The organism is Citrobacter sp. RHBSTW-00017 (genome assembly GCF_013797615.1).
Taxonomy (GTDB): Bacteria; Pseudomonadota; Gammaproteobacteria; order Enterobacterales; family Enterobacteriaceae; genus Citrobacter; species Citrobacter braakii.
This window is the reverse complement of record NZ_CP056899.1, coordinates 2,191,793-2,214,612: the sequence shown is the minus strand read 5'-3', so window position 1 is coordinate 2,214,612 and position 22,820 is coordinate 2,191,793. Positions and strand designations below refer to the sequence as shown.

Annotated in this window: 26 protein-coding genes; 12 read left to right on the top strand and 14 right to left on the bottom strand. The window is 51.8% G+C overall.

The features are described from left to right. The first annotated feature begins 21 nt into the window (after nt 1–21). The 5 genes from manX (at nt 22) to mntP (ending at nt 4,226) form a co-directional block, all read left to right on the top strand. Nucleotides 22–984 carry a PTS mannose transporter subunit IIAB gene (gene manX, locus HV037_RS10765; RefSeq protein ID WP_181500323.1) on the top strand — a complete coding sequence of 321 codons (963 nt, stop codon included), beginning with the start codon at nt 22–24 and terminating at the stop codon, nt 982–984. 58 nt (nt 985–1,042) lie between these two features. Further along, on the top strand, nt 1,043–1,843 hold the full coding sequence (gene manY / locus HV037_RS10760) for a PTS mannose transporter subunit IIC (RefSeq protein WP_016153395.1): 801 nt from the start codon (nt 1,043–1,045) through the stop codon (nt 1,841–1,843). Between the two features lie 12 nt (nt 1,844–1,855). Further along, a complete protein-coding gene (locus tag HV037_RS10755; protein WP_016153396.1) occupies nt 1,856–2,707 on the top strand; it encodes a PTS mannose transporter subunit IID in 852 nt (283 codons plus the stop codon). Between the two features lie 60 nt (nt 2,708–2,767). Beyond that, the gene (locus tag HV037_RS10750; RefSeq protein WP_016153397.1) at nt 2,768–3,226 is read left to right on the top strand and encodes a DUF986 family protein; all 459 of its coding nucleotides are present in this window, start codon (nt 2,768–2,770) and stop codon (nt 3,224–3,226) included. 433 nt (nt 3,227–3,659) lie between these two features. After that, nucleotides 3,660–4,226: a manganese efflux pump MntP gene (mntP, locus tag HV037_RS10745; RefSeq protein ID WP_016153398.1), complete on the top strand. Its 567-nt coding sequence runs from the start codon at nt 3,660–3,662 to the stop codon at nt 4,224–4,226. Here mntP and rlmA read toward each other — a convergent pair. The 6 genes from rlmA to mgrB form a co-directional block, all read right to left on the bottom strand. Then, nucleotides 4,223–5,032, bottom strand: coding sequence for a 23S rRNA (guanine(745)-N(1))-methyltransferase (gene rlmA / locus HV037_RS10740; RefSeq protein ID WP_016156795.1), 810 nt, complete (start codon nt 5,030–5,032; stop codon nt 4,223–4,225). The genes mntP and rlmA overlap by 4 nt on opposite strands. 63 nt (nt 5,033–5,095) lie before the next feature. Further along, nucleotides 5,096–6,841, bottom strand: a complete 1,746-nt coding sequence (gene ftsI / locus HV037_RS10735; RefSeq protein ID WP_181500322.1) for a peptidoglycan glycosyltransferase FtsI — start codon at nt 6,839–6,841, stop codon at nt 5,096–5,098. Nucleotides 6,842–7,060: 219 nt separating this feature from the next. Beyond that, nucleotides 7,061–7,270 (bottom strand): transcription antiterminator/RNA stability regulator CspE, encoded by a 210-nt coding sequence (cspE, locus tag HV037_RS10730; protein WP_001062678.1) that lies wholly within the window; start codon nt 7,268–7,270, stop codon nt 7,061–7,063. Between the two features lie 12 nt (nt 7,271–7,282). Next, nucleotides 7,283–7,426 carry a DUF2627 domain-containing protein gene (locus tag HV037_RS10725; RefSeq protein ID WP_006684179.1) on the bottom strand — a complete coding sequence of 48 codons (144 nt, stop codon included), beginning with the start codon at nt 7,424–7,426 and terminating at the stop codon, nt 7,283–7,285. A gap of 635 nt (nt 7,427–8,061) precedes the next feature. Continuing rightward, entirely contained in the window at nt 8,062–8,346 is a 285-nt protein-coding gene (locus HV037_RS10720; protein WP_047358298.1) for a YebO family protein, read from the bottom strand. A 74-nt stretch (nt 8,347–8,420) separates the two neighbouring features. Continuing rightward, nucleotides 8,421–8,564, bottom strand: coding sequence for a PhoP/PhoQ regulator MgrB (gene mgrB / locus HV037_RS10715; protein ID WP_016153402.1), 144 nt, complete (start codon nt 8,562–8,564; stop codon nt 8,421–8,423). 164 nt (nt 8,565–8,728) lie between these two features. Between mgrB and HV037_RS10710 the strand changes: the two genes are divergently transcribed. Further along, entirely contained in the window at nt 8,729–8,968 is a 240-nt protein-coding gene (locus HV037_RS10710) for a YobH family protein (protein ID WP_016153403.1), read from the top strand. Nucleotides 8,969–9,080: 112 nt separating this feature from the next. On the opposite strand, the gene kdgR is transcribed toward HV037_RS10710, so the two are convergent. Continuing rightward, nucleotides 9,081–9,872, bottom strand: a complete 792-nt coding sequence (kdgR, locus tag HV037_RS10705; protein WP_016156798.1) for a DNA-binding transcriptional regulator KdgR — start codon at nt 9,870–9,872, stop codon at nt 9,081–9,083. 174 nt (nt 9,873–10,046) lie between these two features. On the opposite strand from kdgR, the gene HV037_RS10700 reads away from it, so the two are divergent. Next, nucleotides 10,047–11,420, top strand: coding sequence for an MFS transporter (locus tag HV037_RS10700; RefSeq protein WP_181221705.1), 1,374 nt, complete (start codon nt 10,047–10,049; stop codon nt 11,418–11,420). A gap of 50 nt (nt 11,421–11,470) precedes the next feature. Here HV037_RS10700 and icd read toward each other — a convergent pair whose 3' ends face one another. Then, the gene (icd, locus tag HV037_RS10695) at nt 11,471–12,721 is read right to left on the bottom strand and encodes an NADP-dependent isocitrate dehydrogenase (RefSeq protein ID WP_003030769.1); all 1,251 of its coding nucleotides are present in this window, start codon (nt 12,719–12,721) and stop codon (nt 11,471–11,473) included. Between the two features lie 202 nt (nt 12,722–12,923). Here icd and rluE point away from each other — a divergent pair, with 202 nt between their 5' ends. The 5 genes from rluE to purB are packed head-to-tail and all read left to right on the top strand — an operon-like array spanning nt 12,924 to nt 17,232. Beyond that, nucleotides 12,924–13,547, top strand: a complete 624-nt coding sequence (gene rluE / locus HV037_RS10690; RefSeq protein WP_016156800.1) for a 23S rRNA pseudouridine(2457) synthase RluE — start codon at nt 12,924–12,926, stop codon at nt 13,545–13,547. 13 nt (nt 13,548–13,560) lie between these two features. Next, the gene (locus HV037_RS10685) at nt 13,561–14,022 is read left to right on the top strand and encodes an NUDIX hydrolase (RefSeq protein WP_019076980.1); all 462 of its coding nucleotides are present in this window, start codon (nt 13,561–13,563) and stop codon (nt 14,020–14,022) included. A gap of 53 nt (nt 14,023–14,075) precedes the next feature. Continuing rightward, nucleotides 14,076–15,182 (top strand): tRNA 2-thiouridine(34) synthase MnmA, encoded by a 1,107-nt coding sequence (gene mnmA, locus HV037_RS10680; protein ID WP_016156802.1) that lies wholly within the window; start codon nt 14,076–14,078, stop codon nt 15,180–15,182. A 34-nt stretch (nt 15,183–15,216) separates the two neighbouring features. Next, nucleotides 15,217–15,858 carry a high frequency lysogenization protein HflD gene (gene hflD, locus HV037_RS10675; RefSeq protein WP_016153409.1) on the top strand — a complete coding sequence of 214 codons (642 nt, stop codon included), beginning with the start codon at nt 15,217–15,219 and terminating at the stop codon, nt 15,856–15,858. 3 nt (nt 15,859–15,861) lie between these two features. Next, nucleotides 15,862–17,232: an adenylosuccinate lyase gene (purB, locus tag HV037_RS10670; protein WP_016153410.1), complete on the top strand. Its 1,371-nt coding sequence runs from the start codon at nt 15,862–15,864 to the stop codon at nt 17,230–17,232. Between the two features lie 74 nt (nt 17,233–17,306). On the opposite strand, the gene ruvB is transcribed toward purB, so the two are convergent. From ruvB to aspS, 6 genes are all read right to left on the bottom strand, one after another. Beyond that, nucleotides 17,307–18,317: a Holliday junction branch migration DNA helicase RuvB gene (ruvB, locus tag HV037_RS10665; RefSeq protein ID WP_016153411.1), complete on the bottom strand. Its 1,011-nt coding sequence runs from the start codon at nt 18,315–18,317 to the stop codon at nt 17,307–17,309. Nucleotides 18,318–18,325: 8 nt separating this feature from the next. Then, on the bottom strand, nt 18,326–18,937 hold the full coding sequence (ruvA, locus tag HV037_RS10660) for a Holliday junction branch migration protein RuvA (RefSeq protein WP_019076982.1): 612 nt from the start codon (nt 18,935–18,937) through the stop codon (nt 18,326–18,328). Between the two features lie 80 nt (nt 18,938–19,017). Next, a complete protein-coding gene (gene ruvC / locus HV037_RS10655; protein WP_003034867.1) occupies nt 19,018–19,539 on the bottom strand; it encodes a crossover junction endodeoxyribonuclease RuvC in 522 nt (173 codons plus the stop codon). A 34-nt stretch (nt 19,540–19,573) separates the two neighbouring features. Then, complete coding sequence (locus tag HV037_RS10650; protein WP_016153413.1) at nt 19,574–20,317, bottom strand: YebC/PmpR family DNA-binding transcriptional regulator; 744 nt, start codon at nt 20,315–20,317, stop codon at nt 19,574–19,576. A 28-nt stretch (nt 20,318–20,345) separates the two neighbouring features. Beyond that, entirely contained in the window at nt 20,346–20,789 is a 444-nt protein-coding gene (gene nudB / locus HV037_RS10645; RefSeq protein ID WP_016153414.1) for a dihydroneopterin triphosphate diphosphatase, read from the bottom strand. A gap of 1 nt (nt 20,790) precedes the next feature. Beyond that, the gene (gene aspS, locus HV037_RS10640; RefSeq protein WP_016153415.1) at nt 20,791–22,563 is read right to left on the bottom strand and encodes an aspartate--tRNA ligase; all 1,773 of its coding nucleotides are present in this window, start codon (nt 22,561–22,563) and stop codon (nt 20,791–20,793) included. Nucleotides 22,564–22,820: the final 257 nt, after the last annotated feature.

Here is a 22,820-nt window from a genome sequence, read left to right as displayed (position 1 = left end):
CGATAATAAAGGAGGTAGCAAGTGACCATTGCTATTGTAATAGGCACACATGGTTGGGCTGCAGAGCAGTTACTTAAGACAGCAGAAATGCTGTTAGGCGAGCAGGAAAACGTCGGCTGGATCGATTTCGTTCCAGGCGAAAATGCCGAAACGCTGATTGAAAAGTACAACGCTCAGTTGGCAAAACTCGATACCAGTAAAGGCGTGCTGTTTCTCGTTGACACATGGGGAGGCAGCCCGTTTAACGCTGCGAGCCGCATTGTCGTCGATAAAGAGCATTACGAAGTCATCGCCGGTGTGAACATTCCCATGCTGGTTGAAACCTTCATGGCGCGTGATGACAACCCCAGCTTCGATGAATTAGTAGCACTGGCCGTTGAAACCGGTAGCGAAGGCGTGAAAGCGCTGAAAGCAAAACCGGTGGAGAAAGCCGCTCCAACCCCAGTCGCGGCGCCAAAAGCAGCAGTTCCCGCCAAACCGATGGGTCCGAACGATTATATGCAGATCGGCCTGGCGCGTATTGATGACCGCTTAATCCATGGTCAGGTGGTAACTCGCTGGACCAAAGAAACCAACGTAACACGCATTATCGTCGTCAGTGATGAAGTTGCCGCCGATACCGTGCGTAAAACGCTGCTGACCCAGGTTGCACCTCCGGGTGTGACGGCGCATGTGGTTGATGTCGCGAAAATGATCCGCGTCTACAACAACCCGAAGTATGCAGGTGAGCGTGTGATGCTGTTGTTTACCAACCCGACCGACGTAGAACGTATCGTTGAAGGTGGTGTGAAAATTACCTCTGTAAACATTGGCGGTATGGCTTTCCGTCAGGGTAAAACGCAGGTAAACAACGCAATTTCTGTCGATGAAAAAGACATCGAAGCCTTCAAGAAACTCAACGAACGCGGTATTGAGCTCGAGGCTCGTAAGGTTTCTACCGATCAGAAACTGAAAATGATGGATTTGATTGCCAAGGTGAAATAACGCCCTGGCATTTACTTAGTTTTCACACTTAAGTCTGTATAGCAATAGGAGAAGTACAATGGAGATTACCACTCTTCAGATTGTGCTGGTGTTCATCGTCGCATGTATCGCGGGTATGGAGTCGGTACTCGATGAATTTCAGTTCCACCGTCCGTTGGTGGCCTGTACGCTGATTGGTGCCGTTCTCGGTGATATGAAAACCGGTATCATCATCGGTGGTACCCTGGAAATGATCGCCCTTGGCTGGATGAACATCGGTGCTGCGGTTGCACCTGATGCTGCACTGGCCTCAATTATCTCTACCGTTCTGGTTATCGCGGGTCACCAAAGCATTGGTGCAGGTATCGCGCTGGCTATCCCACTGGCAGCAGCAGGCCAGGTACTGACCATCATCGTTCGTACTATCACCGTAGCATTCCAGCACGCAGCGGATAAGGCGGCAGAAAACGGTAACCTAACGGCGATCTCCTGGCTGCACGTATCCTCCCTGTTCCTGCAGGCTATGCGTATCGCTATCCCGGCGGTAATCGTGGCGATTTCTGTTGGTACCAGTGAAGTTCAGAGCATGCTTAATGCCATTCCGGAAGTTGTGACCGGCGGTCTGAACATCGCAGGGGGTATGATCGTAGTGGTTGGTTATGCGATGGTCATCAACATGATGCGCGCAGGCTACCTGATGCCATTCTTCTACCTCGGCTTCGTCACCGCGGCATTTACTAACTTCAACCTGGTTGCTCTGGGTGTGATTGGCGCAGTAATGGCTATCCTCTACATTCAGCTGAGCCCGAAATATAACCGCGTAGCCGGTGCACCTGCTGCTGCGGCTGGCAATAACGATCTCGATAACGAACTGGACTAGCAGGTGAGCGAAATGGTTGATATGACTAAAACTACCACCGAGAAAAAACTCACTCCGAGTGACATTCGTGGCGTGTTCCTTCGTTCTAACCTGTTTCAGGGTTCCTGGAACTTCGAACGTATGCAGGCGCTGGGTTTCTGTTTCTCCATGGTGCCGGCTATCCGCCGCTTGTACCCGGAAAACAACGACGCACGTAAGCAGGCTATTAAGCGTCACCTGGAATTCTTTAATACCCATCCGTACGTAGCGGCCCCCGTATTGGGCGTTACGCTGGCGATGGAAGAGCAGCGTGCAAACGGCGCAGAGATTGACGATGGTGCCATCAACGGTATCAAAGTTGGTCTGATGGGACCGCTTGCAGGCGTGGGCGACCCGATCTTCTGGGGTACCGTACGTCCGGTATTCGCCGCACTTGGCGCAGGTATCGCGATGAGCGGCAGTCTGCTTGGACCACTGCTGTTCTTCATCCTGTTTAACCTGGTTCGTCTGGCAACCCGTTACTACGGTGTGGCATACGGCTACCGTAAAGGTATCGATATCGTTAAAGATATGGGCGGTGGCTTCCTGCAGAAACTGACTGAGGGGGCGTCAATCCTCGGCCTGTTTGTCATGGGGGCATTGGTTAACAAGTGGACGCACGTAAACATCCCGCTGGTGGTTTCCACCATCACCGGTCAGGATGGTCAGACTCGTGTCACCACTGTGCAGACTATCCTTGACCAGCTGATGCCGGGTCTGGTTCCTCTGCTGTTGACTTTCGCCTGTATGTGGCTGCTGCGTAAAAAAGTGAACCCGCTGTGGATCATCGTTGGCTTCTTCGTCATCGGTATCGCGGGCTACGCTGTCGGACTGCTCGGCCTGTAAGACTGTTGTACATCACCGGGGGCTTGCCCCCGGTTTTTCTATTTAGAGGGTTGAGGATTCATGACTATCACGGACCTGGTGCTGGTTCTTTTTATCTTTTCGCTGCTGGCGTATGCCATTTACGATCAGTTCATCATGCCCCGCCGTAATGGCCCTACTCTGCTGTCTGTCGCCCTGCTTCCTCGTAGCAGAGTCGACAGCGTTATCTTCCTTGGCTTGATTGCTATTCTTATCTACAACAACATCACCAGCCACGGCGCGCAATTTACCACATGGTTATTATGTGCACTGGTATTGATGGGACTGTATCTGTTTTGGATCCGTACGCCAAAAATCATCTTCAAACAGAAAGGCTTTTTTTTCGCCAATGTCTGGATTGAATATAACCGGATTAAAGAGATGAATTTATCTGAAGACGGTGTCCTGGTGATGCAATTAGAACATCGAAGATTACTGATTCGCGTACGGAATATAGACGATCTCGAAAACATATATAAACTTTTAATTTCAAATCAATGAGTTAAAAATATAGCCTGAACTATGTTTTATATATATCCATTCCAAAATAAACATAGCTAAGGCTATATCCCACTGCTCATAATGTTATTTATTTTAACGTTTTATTTATAAATAAATCTAAATGAAAATCGTTTTCAATTAGAGGCCAAATATTATTTCTGCGTTTCTTGTTTTATATTCTCAAAATATGTTAAGGTTGCGCCCGTCGTTGGGGAGTAGCCGATTTCCAGACTCCGGAAATGTACGTGTCAACATACTCGTTGAAAAACGTGGCGCGTACGGACTGATCTTACAGGTTCAGTCAGGCGAGACCATAGGCACATCAACTGCAATGCATACCTGAATGGCGCTGTATTTACAGTGATTCCAGCCTGTATGCATGGTTACTGGGGGCAGTGATGTGTTTTATGGATACCCCGGTCAGGACGCTGTTATGAATCTCACCGCTACTGTTCTTCTTGCTTTCGGCATGTCGATGGATGCTTTCGCTGCATCAATTGGCAAAGGCGCCACCCTGCATAAACCCAAATTTTCTGAAGCACTGCGCACCGGCCTTATTTTCGGCGCCGTTGAAACGCTTACGCCGCTCATTGGCTGGGGCATGGGTATGCTCGCCAGCAAATTTGTACTGGAGTGGAACCATTGGATCGCCTTCATTCTGCTGATCTTTTTAGGCGGACGAATGATAATAGAAGGCTTTCGCGACGACGGGGATGAAGATGAAGAGCCACAGCGCCGCCATGGCTTCTGGCTGCTGGTCACAACCGCCATTGCAACCAGTCTCGACGCAATGGCCGTCGGGGTGGGTCTGGCTTTCCTGCAGGTCAACATTATTGCCACAGCGCTGGCCATCGGCTGCGCCACGTTGATTATGTCTACGCTCGGCATGATGATCGGTCGTTTCATTGGCCCGATGCTGGGCAAGCGAGCTGAAATTTTGGGCGGGGTGGTACTGATAGGTATTGGCGCCCAGATCCTCTGGGCACACTTCCACGGTTAATTCAGGCGCTGCCAGATATGAATACTAAAGTCTGTCTGGCAGTCAAACGTCGTTTTACCGGCTAACGTTTCCCACACTTCCGGCTTTGCCCGCCAGGCGAACGGCGTCATTTGCAGTAACGCAACGGCCTCGCTACCTTTGAGCTGCATCTGATACCCCAGCGCAAGACTCTCTTGCAGAACAAAACCGTCCAGTTGCTCAGTGTGTGGCGCATGCAAACGCACCTCATCATAAATCAGCCCTTTCAGCTCCATTAAATGACGCGGACCCGGCGTGGCGGTAATAACCCAGCCCCCCGGTTTGACCACGCGAGCCAGCTCCGGCGCTTTACAGGGCGCGTAGATCCGGATGATGGCATCCATTGACTCGTCGGCAAACGGCAGGCGATGGCTGGAGGCAACGCAAAAGGTCACCTGCGAATAACGTCGGGCTGCGGACTTAATCGCCACTTTTGAGACGTCAAGACCAAAGGTTGTACAGCCCGTCAGAGCATCAGCAAACGCATGGGTGTAATACCCTTCCCCACAGCCAATATCCAGGATCGCGGCATCTTCTGAACTCAACCTCTGGGTGAGCGCATCCACAATTGCATCGCGCAGCGGCTGATAGTGTCCGGCATCGAGAAATGCCCGGCGCGCCTGCATCATCTCCGCGCTATCACCCGGATCGCGCGACCGTTTGTGCTGAACCGGCAGTAAGTTGACATACCCTTCTTTCGCCACGTCAAACTGGTGCCGCCCAGGGCAGACAAAACTGTTATTCGCTTGAGTAAGAGGCTGGTGGCAAAGAGGACAGGAAAACGACATGACAACTCCGGCAGGTGACTTAAGGGCGCAAGTGTAACGCGAATTGCGCCCTGGGAAAATAACTTACAGCGACGGCGAGGATACGTTGCTGCCGTGCATTACCAGCAGATGCTCGGAGTCGGCAGGCATACCGTCAGGCTTAACGTTTTCCAGACGCAGGACATCGCCCATTATCTGGCTGAATACCGGCGCGGAGACTGCCCCCCCATAATAAGCACCGTTTTGCGGGTTATTTATAACCACAACCAGCGCGAACTTTGGGTCGCTTGCTGGTGCAACGCCCGCCGTATAGGCCACATATTTATCGACATATTTGCCGTCATCGCCAATTTTCTTTGCCGTTCCGGTCTTAACCGCGACGCGATAATCTCTGACCGCGGCCTTGGTTCCCCCGCCGCCGGGTAGCGCGACGCTTTCCATCATATGTTCAACCTGGTGAACCAGCGCCTCCGGCATCACCCGCGTACCTATTACCGGCGGATCGATACGCGTAATAGAAAGGGGTCGATAGATACCAAAACTGCCGATGGTGGCATATACATGCGCCAGTTGGAGCGGCGTCACCATTAATCCATAACCAAATGCGAAGGTTGCCCGGTCCAGATCGCTCCAGTAGCGGCGTTGAGGCATTAATCCGCGACTTTCCCCGGTTAAACCCAGTCCGGTTGGATCGCCAAAGCCAAAGCTTTTATAGGTATTCAGTAATTTCTGTACCGGCATCGCCAGCGAAAGGTGTGACACGCCGGTATCGCTCGATTTCTGCAAGATCCCGGTCAGCGATAGCTCCGGGTAAAATCCGACGTCGCGGATGCGATGCCCATCAACAATAAAAGGATGAGTATCAATCACGCTGTCAGGCTGTACTATCCCCTGCTGCAGAGCGGTCATAATCACCAGTGGTTTTACGGTTGAACCGGGTTCAAAGGTATCGCTAATTGCACGATTACGAAAATCATCCAGTACCGCGCCATCACGGTTATTGGGATTGAAATCGGGAAAGCTTGCCATGGAGAGTATTTCGCCGGTGGCAATGTTGACCAGCACTGCGGCCCCTGATTCCGCTTTATTCCATGTCACGGCATTGTCCAGCGCGTCTTCAGTAACCGTCTGCAAGCGCTCATCAATGCTGAGCTGTAATTCATGCGCAGGCACCGGCATCACTTCCGTGATATTTTCGATGACATGGCCAAATTTGTCTTTCCGTACCAGGCGGGAGCCGGGTTTGCACATCAACTGGCTATTGAAGCTTTTCTCCAGCCCTTCAATCCCCTGACCGTCAATGTTGGTGAAACCAATCAGATTGGCCGCAACATGTCCGGCGGGATAAAAGCGGCGGGACTCTTCACGCAGGTTGATTCCCGGCAGATCCAGTTTATCGACCCATTCTGCCTGCTGAGGAGAGATCTGGCGCGCCAGATAGATAAACCGCCCGGCTGGATTGCTGTTAACGCGTTCAGCCAGCGTGCTGAGAGAAATATGCAGCGTCTTCGCTAACGCCTGCCAACGTTCGTTATAGCCAACGCCACCCTTGCTGATAATCGTCTTCGGATCGGCCCAGACGGCGTTAACCGGAACGCTTACCGCCAGCGGTCGCCCTTCTCTGTCGGTTATCATTCCGCGTGGCGAAGCGATGGACACCTCGCGTAAGGAACGCATGTCTTCCTGTTTTACCAGATTCGTCGGCGTGACAATTTGCAACCACGCAACCCGCCCCAGCAGCAATCCAAGGCTTAATAATATTGCCACACAAAGCAGGGCAAAACGTACGGGAGTAAAATTGCGCGCATCGCCGTCGTTTTTCTTTTTCACCCGATCTCCAACAAGATAGTTTTTCAGGTGTCTGATTTAACGGGAAATGCCGCAAGAAAGCGGGGAAAACTATGCTACGAACATCACGCCTTTGCAACAAAGCGCTAATGGATGGGCATTCAGTAATATTTTGACGTAATTTGAATTAAAAAGCCCCGCATAAGCGAGGCTTTATATCTGAGATGGATGCGCAAAAGCGCTTCAAATCAGTGGTGTCGATCAGATAGCTGTTACGTTAACAGCAGCCGGACCTTTCTGGCCGTCCTGAATTTCGAACTCAACGTTCTGGCCTTCAGCCAGAGTTTTGAAGCCGTTACCCTGGATAGCGGAGAAGTGTACGAACACGTCTTTGCTGCCATCAGCCGGAGTAATGAAACCGAAACCTTTAGACTCGTTGAACCACTTAACTTGACCTTTAATCTTTGCCATTTGCAAAATTCCTTAGAGTATTTTCTTCGCCCGCGGGCATAACATAGATAAAACTGAGACATTACTGCTTGAGGCACTAATATAAGGTTCGGCAGAGAAGCGGTATTCAACGTCAACGTGTTTACTCAGGACTTCTTTACTGAAAATGCCACACATAAACAGAACTGTACCTCGTTTAACCCAAAACGTGTTATCACATACAACGTTAATAATGGCAAGCCATTTTTAAACGTGTCTCGATCGGTCGCACAAATCCCGTCGTCCATCAAACAGCAACTGCACAGTTATGCGCCAGATCGAGTAGAATTATATTCTCGCCTCTCTCCCCTATCCCCGCCTGACTTGCGCCATAGCCGGGATATTTCTACCATAGCTCAATAGCTTCAGTTGTTCCAGGTTATCTGTTACGGGTTCTGCCAGATATCATTTTTTATGCTTAGTAATGCATAAAATGTCACAAGCGTAAAAATGAGATCCGCCTTCTGGTTTTGCACCAAAATAATGAAAGAATGATGACAAGGCACAAAAAAAGTAAGAGAAACGTTTCGCTGTTAATAAAACGATCGTTATCACAAAAATGACATAATCATATTTTTTACGTATGGAAGATTATATTTATATCAGACTGGGGATAAGATATTAATTAGTCGGAGCATCTGAAAACACTGAGAATAGATGACTGTCCGGCCGCCAATTACACGACGAGGACAGAAGAAAATAATCTGACGCGCTGACGACAGGATGAAGCAACTGAGAACAACAACAACCGTTCCTCATCCTGCCATACCTTTTTACCGCTCAGCTACCAGGCGGATGATGTCATCGTCTTCATCCTTAATGGGCAGTGCAGTAGGCTCTGCTGCTTTCTCGGGTTCGTTAGCTTCGCAAAGGCGACGTAACAAAGCGTTCTGTCTTTTTTGCTGATCTAACAATGCCTCAAGCAGCTCAATCTGCTCGTTAGTACGCGAACTTGCCCGATTGATAAAAAACCAAAGAACAAGCCCAACAATCAGAACCACCACCGATACCGCTAAAGGCGCAAAACTCAACGCGCCAGAATTCAAAACTTCGTTCATTTTACCACCTCAATGTAGACAGTGTAGTTTACCACTGCCGCACAAGAAGGTAATCAACTGTTGCGAAAATGCGCTTACCAGGGAATAAATTTATTGAAGGCACAAATACCGCTGAAAAATTGTACGTCCTGATCGCACATGATGTTGAACACCTGCGCCCACATCAGTATGCATACCAGTACAACAACAATCAGCACTACCCAGCGAATTTTTTTCACTCCAGCTCCACTCTTCAACTCCACATCTTATGTCTATAAATTATCATGCGTTACCTAAACCCAGCGTTAACTGTATAGGCATTCAATCTTTTTAGGAATGATTGACTTGTTTCATACCGTGTACAGGCTAATCTAATAACAATGAGAAAAGATAAGAGGTTGTAATGCGTCTGATTATCCGCGCTATTGTGTTGTTAGCTCTGGTTTGGATCGGTTTATTATTGAGCGGCTATGGAATTTTGATTGGAAGTAAGGAGAATGCTGCCGGTCTGGGTCTGCAATGCCAATATCTGACTGCCCGTGGAACCAGCACGGCACAGTACGTCCACACCAGTAGCGGTATCATTGGCCTGTCGGATTGTCCCCTGTTAAGGAAAAGCACGGTCATTATCGATAACGGCTAATAATGCAACATTACATTCGATACGTTTTTTACGCCAGGTAACGTTATGACTGTTCATAAAAAACCCCAGGTACAAAATACTTGGGGTTTTTTACATTCGCGATTACGTCAGATTAGAACGGATAGTCGTTATAGCCCATTTGTTCTGAAATCTTGCGCGCTGCCGTATGCAGCATTGCCACATACTCGTGTAAACGCTCTTCTGAGAAACGCAGCGTTGGGAATGAAATACTCAACCCCGCAATAACCACGCCGAAACGGTCAAACACCGGTACGCCGATGCAGCGCAGGCCTTCTTCCTGTTCTTCGTTATCTTCGCCGTAACCCTGCTCACGTACTTTATCCAGCAGTAGCAGTAATTCATCAGTATTCGTAATGGTACGATCGGTGCTGCGTTTGTACTCAATGCCATCCAGAATCTGCTTCACTTCATCGCGGTCACGCCATGCAAGCAGAACTTTACCGATAGCCGTACTGTACAGCGGATTACGACGACCAACGCGGGAATACATGCGCAGATTGTACATAGAGTCGATTTTGTGAATGTAGACAATGCTGTCTTCATCCAACGCACCGAGGTGGACTGTCTCTTTAGTCAGGCGCGAAAGTTCGCGCATCTGAATGTCAGCGCTACGGATAAGATCGACGTTTTGCAACGCGCGCGCGCCCAGCTCGAATAATTTCAGGGTCAGTGAGTATTTCTCTGACTCCCCTTCCTGTGCCACATAACCCAGCGTTTTCATGGTCTGCAAAAAGCGATAAACGGTGCTTTTCGACATCATGACGCGTTGCGACAACTCGGTAATACCAATTTCGCGCTCTTCACCCAGCGCCTGCAGAATGCCAAAAACTTTCAGCACGGAAGATACAGAATCGGGTTGCTTATCCAGATCTGCGATTGCCATTTATCACCCCTTTCGAGTGTTTTATAAAAATCAGAACCGGTTTTTATTATAATTTCACGTACCAACCCTCGCAATCGCTCTTTGCTCACTTAGTTACAAATCTGCGACCTAACACCTGAATATCAATGCTAAAATTATTACTCTCATCATAAATTCCACAAATATCGACTTTCTATGGAAAAAATTCAGGCCGATGGTCTGCCATTGCCCCAGCGATATGGCGCAATTTTAACCATTGTTATTGGCATTTCTATGGCAGTACTCGACGGTGCAATAGCGAACGTGGCCCTGCCAACTATCGCCGCCGATCTTCAGGCCTCACCTGCCAGCTCAATCTGGATTGTGAACGCCTATCAAATCGCGATCGTCGTTTCGCTCCTGTCCCTCTCTTTTTTAGGCGATATGTTCGGTTACCGCCGCATTTATAAGTGTGGCCTGGTCGTGTTCCTGCTTGCATCGCTATTCTGTGCCTTGTCAGATTCGTTGCACATGCTGACGCTGGCTCGCGTCGCCCAGGGTTTTGGCGGCGCGGCGCTAATGAGCGTGAATACGGCATTGATCCGACTTATTTATCCCCAGCGTCAACTCGGGCGAGGGATGGGGATTAACTCTTTTATCGTCGCGGTCTCCTCGGCCGCGGGTCCGACCATTGCCGCAGCAATTCTTTCTATTGCCTCCTGGAAATGGCTGTTTCTGATTAACGTCCCGCTGGGAATAGTCGCCCTGTTGCTGGCGATGCGCTTTTTGCCGCCCAATGCGTCCCGCGGCACTAAACCACGCTTTGACCTGCCCAGTGCGGTAATGAATGCCTTAACGTTTGGCTTGTTAATTACGGCGCTCAGCGGCTTTGCACAAGGACAGTCGCTAAAACTGATTGGTGCCGAGCTTGTGGCGCTTATGGTGGTGGGTTTTTTCTTTATCCGACGCCAGCTCGCGCTGGAGGTGCCGTTACTGCCGGTTGACCTGTTACGCATTCCACTGTTTTCACTCTCGATTTGTACCTCGATATGTTCATTCTGCGCACAAATGCTGGCATTGGTTTCCCTGCCCTTCTTTATGCAAACGGTGCTCGGACGCAGCGAGGTCGAAACAGGCCTGCTGTTGACGCCATGGCCGCTGGCAACCATGGTGATGGCGCCGCTGGCGGGATATCTGATTGAACGCATTCACGCCGGGCTGTTGGGCGCACTGGGCATGGCGTTGATGGCCAGTGGGTTGTTTTCGCTGGTGCTGCTGCCCGTTTCCCCCTCCGATTTTAATATCATCTGGCCGATGATTCTGTGCGGCGCGGGCTTTGGCTTGTTCCAGTCCCCAAATAATCACACCATCATCACCTCCGCGCCGCGTGAACGCAGCGGTGGGGCGAGCGGAATGCTGGGGACGGCGCGCTTGCTGGGTCAGAGTACCGGGGCCGCGCTGGTCGCGCTGATGCTAAACCAGTTTGGCGACAGTGGAACGCACGTCTCGCTGATAGCCGCAGGCATTCTGGCCTCGCTGGCAGCAATTGTTAGTGGTTTACGTATTACGCAACCGCGAGTTCAGGCATAAAAAAAACGGGAACCTCTCGGTTCCCGTTTTCACACAACCCAGTATCTGGATTACATGTTTTCGATGATTGCGTCACCAAACTCAGAACACTTCAGCAGCTTAGCGCCATCCATCAGACGTTCGAAGTCATAGGTTACGGTCTTGGCGTTGATCGCGCCTTCCATACCTTTAACGATCAGGTCAGCCGCTTCAACCCAACCCATGTGGCGCAGCATCATTTCAGCGGACAGAATAATGGAACCTGGGTTCACTTTATCCTGACCTGCATACTTCGGTGCAGTACCGTGGGTTGCTTCGAACAGCGCACATTCGTCACCGATGTTCGCGCCCGGCGCGATACCAATACCACCAACCTGTGCGGCCAGCGCATCGGAGATGTAGTCGCCGTTAAGGTTCATACAGGCAATCACATCATATTCAGCCGGACGCAGCAGGATCTGTTGCAGGAACGCATCGGCGATAACATCCTTAACCACGATCTCTTTGCCGGTTTTCGGGTTCTTGATTTTCACCCACGGACCGCCGTCGATCAGTTCACCACCGAATTCTTCACGCGCTAACTGGTAACCCCAGTCTTTGAACGCGCCTTCGGTGAATTTCATGATGTTACCTTTGTGTACCAGGGTAACAGAATCACGATCGTTAGCGATGGCGTATTCGATCGCCGCACGAACCAGACGTTTAGTCCCTTCTTCAGAACACGGCTTGATACCAATACCGCAATGCTCCGGGAAGCGGATTTTCTTCACGCCCATCTCTTCGCGCAGGAATTTAATCACTTTCTCGGCATCTGCAGAGTCCGCTTTCCATTCGATACCTGCGTAGATATCTTCGGAGTTTTCACGGAAGATGACCATGTCGGTCAGTTCAGGGTGCTTAACCGGGCTAGGCGTGCCCTGGTAATAACGCACCGGGCGCAGGCAGACATACAGGTCAAGTTCCTGACGCAGGGCAACGTTCAGAGAGCGAATACCGCCGCCAACTGGGGTGGTCAGTGGACCTTTGATGGCAACACGATATTCACGAATCAGATCAAGGGTTTCAGCAGGCAGCCAGACGTCCTGGCCATAAACCTGAGTGGATTTCTCGCCGGTGTAGATTTCCATCCAGGAGATTTTACGCTCGCCTTTATAGGCTTTCTCGACAGCAGCATCGACAACTTTGATCATCGGTGGGGTTACATCAACGCCGATACCGTCGCCTTCAATGAACGGGATAATCGGATTTTCAGGAACGTTGAGTTTGCCGTTTTGCAGGGTGATCTTCTTACCTTCCGCCGGAACAACTACTTTGCTTTCCATTCACCTCTCCTTCGAGCGCTTCTGGTTCTGCTCGTCTGTCATCGCGCTGCATGTGCGTTTGCGTCCTGCTGCACGAATGCGTTAGAGCAATTTTTTGTTAATGTTTTGTAATGAGCATGTCAATACTACCCTAATGTTCGTCGCCATGAAAGACACTCGTTCTTAGGCTATAATGCGGCAATTGATATAATCTGAAAATACCATGCAAAAAACTTCTTTTAGAAATCACCGGGTTGAGCGATTCAGCTCACGACAAGTCACCAGGCAGCGTAAAGAAAACCAGCCAAAACGCGTGGTTTTGTTCAATAAACCCTACGATGTTTTGCCACAATTTACTGACGAGGCGGGCAGAAGCACGTTAAAAGATTTTATTCCCGTGCCGGGAATCTATGCTGCGGGCCGACTCGACCGGGACAGCGAAGGACTTTTGGTGCTGACCAATGACGGCGCGCTGCAGGCACGGTTAACGCAACCTGGCAAGCGCACGGGGAAAATCTATTACGTCCAGGTCGAAGGCGAGCCGACAGCAGAAGCGCTGGATGCGCTGCGTACCGGGGTGACGCTCAATGATGGTCCCACGCTGCCCGCAGGTATTGAAATAGTAGAGGAACCCACCTGGCTGTGGCCGAGAAACCCGCCTATTCGGGAACGGAAAAATATCCCCACCAGTTGGCTGAAAGTTACTTTATATGAAGGCCGTAACCGCCAGGTTCGTCGTATGACAGCGCATGTTGGATTCCCGACGCTGCGCCTCATCCGCTATGCCATGGGAGATTACACGCTGGAAAATCTCGCCAACGGTCAATGGCGGGATGCAACTAACTGAATAAGGAACAGGTATGTTCAAACCGCACGTCACGGTCGCCTGCATTGTGCATGCAGAAGATAAGTTCTTAGTCGTTGAGGAAACAATCAATGGCAAAGCCCTGTGGAATCAACCTGCAGGACATCTGGAAGCGGATGAAACCCTGGTGCAAGCCGCCGCTCGCGAACTGTGGGAAGAGACGGGCATCAAAGCGCAGCCGCAACACTTCATCCGGATGCATCAATGGATTGCGCCGGACAAAACGCCCTTTTTACGTTTTCTGTTTTCTATCGAGCTTGCCAATATGTGCGCTACTGAACCTCATGACAGCGATATAGATTGCTGTCGCTGGGTCAGCGCAGAAGAGGTTCTCTCAGCGCCAAATCTGCGTTCGCCGTTGGTTGCGGAGAGTATTCATTGCTATCAGAGCGGACAGCGCTACCCTCTGGCGATGATCGGCGAATTTAACTGGCCGTTTACAGAGGGTGTCAAGTAAGGGGCTGCGTGCTAGAATATGCCGCCTTGAAGTTCAATGTCGTGAGTATTCCTATGTCTGAAAGCCCAAAAAAAGTGATCGTCGGCATGTCCGGCGGTGTCGATTCCTCCGTTTCTGCCTGGCTGTTGCAACAACAGGGTTATCAGGTAGAAGGCCTGTTTATGAAGAACTGGGAAGAGGACGATGGCGAGGAATATTGCACAGCGGCCGCCGATCTTGCGGATGCGCAGGCTGTCTGTGACAAACTCGGCATTGAACTGCATACCGTCAACTTTGCTGCAGAATACTGGGACAACGTCTTTGAACTGTTCCTTGAAGAGTACAAAGCGGGCCGTACGCCAAACCCCGATATTCTGTGCAATAAAGAAATCAAGTTTAAAGCCTTCCTCGAGTTTGCCGCCGAAGATTTAGGTGCCGATTATATCGCCACCGGTCACTACGTGCGCCGCGCCGACGTCGACAGCAAAAGCCGCCTGCTGCGTGGACTCGATGGCAATAAAGACCAGAGCTATTTCCTCTACACGCTCGGTCATGAACAAATCGCGCAGAGCCTGTTCCCGGTAGGCGAACTGGAAAAACCGCAGGTGCGTAAAATTGCCGAAGATCTCGGTCTGATTACGGCCAAGAAAAAAGACTCAACCGGTATCTGCTTCATCGGCGAACGTAAGTTCCGCGAGTTTCTCGGTCGTTATCTGCCGGCTCAGCCAGGCAAAATCATCACCGTTGATGGCGAAGAGATTGGCCAGCATCAGGGCCTGATGTACCACACGCTGGGTCAGCGTAAAGGTCTGGGCATTGGCGGGACGAAAGAAGGCACGGAAGATCCGTGGTACGTGGTGGATAAAGACGTCGAGAACAACATTCTGGTTGTTGCTCAGGGTCATGAACACCCGCGTCTGATGTCCGTTGGCCTGGTGGCGCAACAGCTGCACTGGGTCGATCGCGAACCGTTCACCGGCACAATGCGCTGCACGGTGAAAACCCGCTATCGTCAGACCGACATTCCGTGCACCGTTAAGGCGCTGGATGCTGAGCGTATTGAAGTCATTTTCGACGAGCCAGTCGCGGCGGTAACGCCGGGTCAGTCGGCTGTCTTTTACAATGGCGAAGTGTGCCTCGGCGGCGGCATTATCGAACAACGATTGCCTCTGCCGGTATAATTACTTACACATCTAATACAAGGAAGCAGTGAACGTGGCAAAGAATTATTATGACATCACCCTCGCTCTGGCAGGCATTTGTCAGTCGGCACGCCTGGTGCAGGAACTGGCGCACCAGGGGCATTGTGATGCCGATGCATTGCACGTTTCACTGAACAGTGTCATCGACATGAATCCCAGCTCTACGCTGGGCGTGTTTGGCGGCAGCGAGGCCAACCTGCGTTTAGGTCTGGAAACGATGCTCGGCGTGCTCAACGCCAGCAGTCGTCAGGGGCTGAACGCGGAACTCACCCGCTACACGTTAAGCCTGATGGTGCTGGAGCGTAAGCTGTCAGCCGCTAAAGGCGCTATGGACACGCTGGGAGACCGCATCAACGGCTTGCAGCGCCAACTGGACCATTTTGATTTGCAGTCAGAAACGTTGATGAGTGCGATGGCAGGCATTTATGTTGACGTCATCAGCCCACTCGGCCCACGTATTCAGGTTACGGGCTCCCCGGCCATCCTTCAGAGCCCACAGGTTCAGGCTAAAGTACGCGCTTCCCTGCTGGCTGGCATTCGCGCTGCCGTGCTCTGGCATCAGGTTGGTGGAGGCCGTCTGCAACTCATGTTTTCTCGTAATCGCCTGACGACTCAGGCTAAACAAATTCTTGCTCATTTAACCCCGGAGTTGTGATCTATGGAATTATCCTCACTGACCGCCGTTTCCCCTGTCGATGGACGCTACGGCGATAAAGTCAGCGCGCTGCGCGGGATTTTCAGCGAATACGGTTTGCTGAAATTCCGTGTACAAGTTGAAGTACGCTGGCTGCAAAAACTGGCCGCGCACGCAGCGATCAAGGAAGTTCCTGCTTTTGCTGCCGACGCAATCGGTTTCCTTGATGCGATTGTCGCTAACTTCAATGAAGAAGATGCTGCGCGTATCAAAACCATTGAGCGTACGACCAACCATGACGTGAAGGCAGTTGAGTATTTCCTGAAAGAGAAAGTAGCGGATATTCCGGAACTGCACGCTGTTTCCGAGTTCATCCACTTCGCGTGTACCTCAGAAGACATCAACAACCTGTCTCACGCGCTGATGCTGAAAACCGCCCGTGACGAAGTGGTTCTGCCGTACTGGCGCAAGCTTATCGACGCGGTGAAAGATCTTTCCGTACAGTATCGCGATATTCCTTTGCTCTCCCGTACCCACGGTCAGCCAGCCACCCCGTCTACGCTGGGCAAAGAAATGGCAAATGTGGCTTACCGTATGGAGCGTCAGTACCGCCAGCTCAATCAGGTCGAAATTCTCGGCAAAATCAACGGTGCAGTCGGTAACTATAACGCCCACATCGCCGCTTATCCGGAAGTGGACTGGCATCAGTTCAGCGAAGAATTTGTCACCTCGCTGGGCATCCAGTGGAACCCGTACACCACGCAGATTGAGCCGCACGACTACATTGCCGAGCTGTTTGATTGCATCGCCCGTTTCAACACTATCCTGATCGACTTCGACCGCGATGTCTGGGGTTACGTGGCGCTGAACCATTTCAAACAGAAAACCATCGCGGGTGAAATTGGCTCCTCCACCATGCCGCACAAGGTGAACCCAATCGATTTCGAAAACTCCGAGGGTAACCTGGGCCTGTCTAACGCGGTTCTGCAGCATCTGGCGAGCAAACTGCCGGTCTCCCGCTGGCAGCGCGATCTGACGGACTCTACCGTTCTGCGTAACCTGGGCGTGGGGATTGGCTATGCGCTGATCGCTTATCAGTCCACGCTGAAAGGTGTGAGCAAACTGGAAGTGAACCGCGATCATCTGCTGGATGAACTGGATCATAACTGGGAAGTGCTGGCAGAGCCGATCCAGACCGTGATGCGTCGCTATGGCATTGAAAAACCATACGAGAAGCTGAAGGAACTGACCCGCGGCAAACGCGTTGACGCCGAAGGTATGAAGCAGTTTATCGACGGTCTTGCGCTGCCTGAAGACGAGAAAACTCGCCTGAAAGCAATGACGCCGGCCAATTACATTGGTCGCGCCGTCACCATGGTTGATGAACTGAAGTAATCTGTTTTACGCCTGTCAGGCCTGCATCATATCGTAGGCCTGCCAGGCGTAGCGCCATCAGGGATTATTGAGTCTTATGGCATTTCCGGCGGTGTAATGCCAAAGTGGTTCCACGCCCGCACCGTTGCCATACGTCCGCGCGGAGTTCGCTGCAGAAAACCTTGCTGAATCAGATACGGCTCCAGCACGTCCTCAATGGTTTCACGCTCTTCCCCAATCGCCGCCGCCAGGTTATCCAGTCCGACCGGTCCACCGAAGAACTTATCGATAACTGCCAGCAGCAGCTTACGGTCCATATAATCGAATCCTTCCGCATCCACATTGAGCATATCCAGTGCCTGAGCGGCGATATCTGCTGAAATTGTGCCGTCATGCTTCACTTCGGAGAAATCGCGTACCCGGCGTAATAAACGGTTGGCGATACGCGGCGTACCACGGGCGCGGCGTGCCACTTCCAATGCGCCTTCATCGCTCATTTCCAGTCCCATAAAGCGGGCGCTGCGTCCAACAATGTGCTGCAGGTCTGCCACCTGATAGAATTCCAGGCGCTGTACAATACCGAAGCGGTCACGCAGCGGAGACGTTAACGAACCGGCGCGCGTCGTCGCCCCGATCAGGGTAAACGGCGGCAGATCGATCTTAATCGAACGTGCAGCTGGCCCTTCGCCAATCATGATATCCAGCTGGTAATCTTCCATCGCCGGATACAGCACCTCTTCCACCACCGGTGACAGGCGATGGATTTCATCGATAAACAGCACATCGTGCGGTTCAAGGTTGGTGAGCATTGCCGCCAGATCGCCCGCTTTTTCCAGTACCGGACCGGAAGTGGTGCGCAGATTAACGCCCATTTCATTGGCAACAATATTGGCAAGCGTGGTTTTACCGAGACCTGGAGGACCGAAAATCAGCAGGTGATCGAGGGCTTCACCGCGCAGCTTCGCCGCTTGGATAAAAATCTCCATTTGCGAACGCACCTGAGGCTGGCCAATATACTCTTCCAGCAATTTGGGGCGGATCGCGCGATCCACCAGATCTTCAGGGGTCGTGCTGACAGCCGAAATCAGGCGATCTGCTTCAATCATCCTTTACCTCACAATGCCGCGCGAAGCGCTTCACGAATCAGGGTTTCACTGCTGGCATCAGGGCGAGCAATTTTGCTCACCATGCGGCTGGCTTCCTGTGGTTTATAGCCTAACGCCACCAGCGCAGCAACCGCTTCCTGCTCGGCGTCATCCGTTGCAGGACTGGCCGGAGAGGTCAGGACCAGATCCGCCGCCGGCGTGAAGAGATCGCCATGCAGGCCTTTAAAGCGGTCTTTCATTTCCACAATCAAACGCTCTGCGGTTTTCTTACCTATGCCCGGTAATTTCACCAGCGCGCCAAGCTCTTCGCGCTCAACGGCATTAACGAACTGCTGTGCAGACATACCGGAGAGGATCGCCAGCGCCAGCTTCGGCCCGACGCCATTGGTTTTGATTAACTCTTTAAACAGCGTGCGTTCTTGTTTGTTGTTAAAACCATATAGCAGTTGAGCGTCTTCACGCACCACAAAATGGGTGAAGATAATCGCTTCCTGCCCGGATTCCGGCAACTCGTAGAAACAGGTCATCGGCATATGGACTTCATAGCCTACTCCGCCGGTTTCCAGAAGGACCAACGGGGGTTGTTTTTCAAGAATGATGCCTCTGAGTCTGCCTATCACGTGACGCTCCTGCGTTAAGGGCTAAAAGGTAATGCGCTATCATAAAAAAAGGCTGGATAGATATCCAGCCTCATTTGTCACTAACGTAACCGACCTCGCGCCAGATTCAGCCGCGACTCGCTCATTTGCATGGCGTTCTGGCTGACGTGGCAATGGGTAATAGCAATCGCCAGCGCATCCGCGGCATCCGCCTGCGGATTTGCCGGGAGTTTTAGCAGCGTGCGTACCATATGCTGAACCTGGCTTTTTTCCGCGCTGCCGATACCCACCACGGTCTGTTTTACCTGGCGGGCCGCGTATTCAAAGACCGGAAGATCCTGATTAGTAGCCGCAACGATTGCCACGCCGCGCGCCTGCCCCAGCTTTAGCGCCGAGTCGGCATTCTTCGCCATAAAGACCTGCTCAATGGCAAAATAGTCGGGCTGGAACTGGGTGATGATTTCCGTCACGCCTGCATAAATCAACTTCAGACGTGAAGGAAGATCGTCGACTTTGGTGCGAATGCAGCCGCTACCGAGGTAGGTCAGCTGTCTGCCGACCTGACGAATTACGCCATAACCGGTGATGCGCGACCCCGGGTCAATGCCGAGAATGATAGACATCACGCATCTCCTGTTAGTTTATGGCTTAACCACATCATTCGAGCGTTGCAGCAACCTCATCGGAGATTTCGCCGTTGTGGTAAACTTCCTGCACGTCGTCGCAGTCTTCCAGCATATCGATCAGACGCATCAGCTTCGGCGCCGTTTCTGCATCCATATCCGCTTTGGTGGAGGGGATCATAGACACTTCAGCCGCGTCCGCTTTCAGACCAGCCGCTTCCAGCGCATCACGCACTTTGCCCATCTCTTCCCACGCGGTGTAAACGTCAATCGCGCCATCGTCGAAGGTCACAACGTCTTCAGCGCCCGCTTCCAGTGCCGCTTCCATAATGGCGTCTTCGTCGCCTTGTTCAAAAGAGATCACGCCTTTTTTGCTGAACAGGTAAGCTACGGAACCGTCGGTACCTAGGTTGCCGCCCGTTTTAGTGAATGCGTGACGCACTTCCGCAACGGTACGGTTACGGTTGTCAGACAGACACTCAATCATAACGGCTGTTCCGCCAGGGCCGTAACCTTCATAGATGATGGTTTCCATGTTCGCATCATCGTCGCCACCAACACCACGCGCGATTGCACGGTTCAGGGTGTCACGGGTCATGTTATTTGCCAGCGCTTTATCAACCGCGGCGCGCAGACGTGGGTTAGCATCCGGATCGCCGCCGCCCAGTTTGGCTGCCGTCACCAGCTCACGAATGATTTTGGTGAAAATTTTACCGCGTTTAGCATCCTGCGCTGCTTTACGATGTCTGGTGTTGGCCCATTTACTATGACCTGCCATAAATAATCTCTCCAAAAAGCGCGCCTTCTCAGGCGACGTTAATTACAAACTCTTCAATCGCCTGCCGGTTACTCCACGACTTGGTTAACTGCGCGGCTTCGTGCGCATTAACCCAACGGTAGGTCAGATGTTCGGTGAACACGATCTCTCGTTCAGAGGGAAGTGCTAGGCAAAACCAGGATTCAGTATTACGCTCAATTCCCGGCGCATAGCGATGACGTAAATGGCTAAAAATCTCAAATTCCACCGTGCGCTGACAGTCAATTAAGGTCAGTTGCTCAGTCGCAACATCAATGGCGACCTCTTCCTTTACTTCGCGCATCGCGGCTTGCGACGCGGTTTCACCCTCTTCAAGGCTGCCGGTGACCGACTGCCAGAAATCAGGATCGTCGCGTCGCTGTAACATCAGCACTCTCCCGGTGTCCTTTGCATAAATCACGACTAACACCGAGACAGGCTGTTTGTATCTCATATCAGTTATTCTCGGCCTTCTTAACAACCTGAATGCTCAGTTCCGCCAGCGCGGCTTCATTGGCAAAGCTTGGTGCTTCAGTCATCAGACATGCTGCAGCCGTGGTTTTCGGGAAGGCAATAACGTCACGAATGTTGTCAGTACCGGTCAGCAGCATAGTCAGACGATCCAGACCAAACGCCAGGCCCGCATGCGGCGGTGTACCGTATTTTAGCGCATCCAGCAGGAAGCCGAACTTCTCGCGCTGTTCTTGCTCGTTAATGCCCAGAATGCCGAATACAGTCTGCTGCATATCACCGTTGTGAATACGCACGGAACCACCGCCCACTTCATAGCCGTTGATGACCATATCGTAAGCGTTGGCAACCGCGTCTTCCGGCGCAGCTTTCAGCTCTGCGGCCGTCATGTCTTTTGGCGCGGTGAACGGGTGGTGCATCGCGGTCAGACCGCCTTCACCATCGTCTTCAAACATCGGGAAGTCGATAACCCACAGCGGCGCCCATTTGGCTTCGTCGGTAATGTTCAGGTCTTTGCCCAGTTTCAGACGCAGCGCGCCCATCGCGTCGGCCACCACTTTCTTGTTGTCGGCACCGAAGAAAATCATGTCGCCGTCTTGCGCACCGGTACGCTCCAGAATCGCATCTACGATTTCTGCGTTCAGGAACTTAGCAACCGGGCTGGTGATGCCTTCCAGGCCTTTCGCACGCTCGGTGACTTTGATGTAAGCCAGTCCTTTCGCGCCGTAAATCTTAATAAAGTTACCGTAATCGTCGATCTGCTTACGGCTTAAGCTCGCACCGCCCGGTACACGCAGGGCAGCTACGCGGCCTTTCGCATCGTTCGCCGGACCAGAGAACACGGCGAACTCAACGCCTTTCACCAGATCGGCAACGTCAACCAGTTCCATCGGGTTACGCAGGTCTGGTTTATCAGAACCGTAACGACGCTCGGCTTCGGCAAAGGTCATGATCGGGAAATCACCCAGATCCACACCTTTAACTTCCAGCCACAGGTTACGCACCAGCGCTTCCATCACTTCACGCACCTGCGGCGCGGTCATGAAGGAAGTCTCAACGTCGATCTGGGTAAATTCAGGCTGACGGTCAGCACGTAAGTCTTCATCACGGAAGCATTTTACGATCTGATAGTAGCGGTCAAAACCGGACATCATCAGCAGCTGTTTAAACAGCTGAGGAGACTGCGGCAGCGCGTAGAACTTACCTTTATGAACACGAGAAGGAACCAGGTAATCGCGCGCGCCTTCCGGCGTAGCTTTGGTCAGCATCGGAGTTTCGATGTCAAGGAAGCCGTGATCGTCCATAAAACGACGCACCAGGCTGGTAATTTTGGCACGCGTTTTCAGGCGCTGCGCCATTTCAGGGCGACGCAGATCCAGGTAGCGATACTTCAGTCGCGCTTCTTCGGTGTTTACATGGTTAGAGTCCAGCGGCAGCGAGTCTGAACGGTTGATGATGGTCAGATCGGAGGCCAGCACTTCAATTTCGCCAGTCGCCATATCGGCGTTGACGTTTTTCGCGTCACGCGCACGCACGGTGCCCGTAACCTGGATACAGAACTCATTACGCAGTTCGGAGGCCAGCTTTAACGCATCCGCACGGTCCGGATCGAAAAATACCTGCACGATACCTTCGCGGTCGCGCATATCGATAAAGATCAGGCTACCAAGATCACGACGACGGTTGACCCAACCACACAGAGTCACCTGCTGCCCCTCGTGGGACAGACGTAGCTGTCCGCAATATTCTGTACGCATGAGATATCCCTTAACTTTGCCGCAGGCGGATTGTCACCTGTCTCGCAGGTGACGAAGTCGCAGCTTTAGCTGAATGTCACAACTGAATGAAAAAAGGCGGCTATTATACTGGAAATTCTGCCGCACGATAAGTCCGGTACTGACTGTACGCCTGTTTCCTGGACGGGCATTGCGTAATCTCACAAAAAATAACAAAAATTGTCGTCCCTTTCACACTGATTCGCGATTAAGGTGTAACGGAATTCTTTTTTTACTGG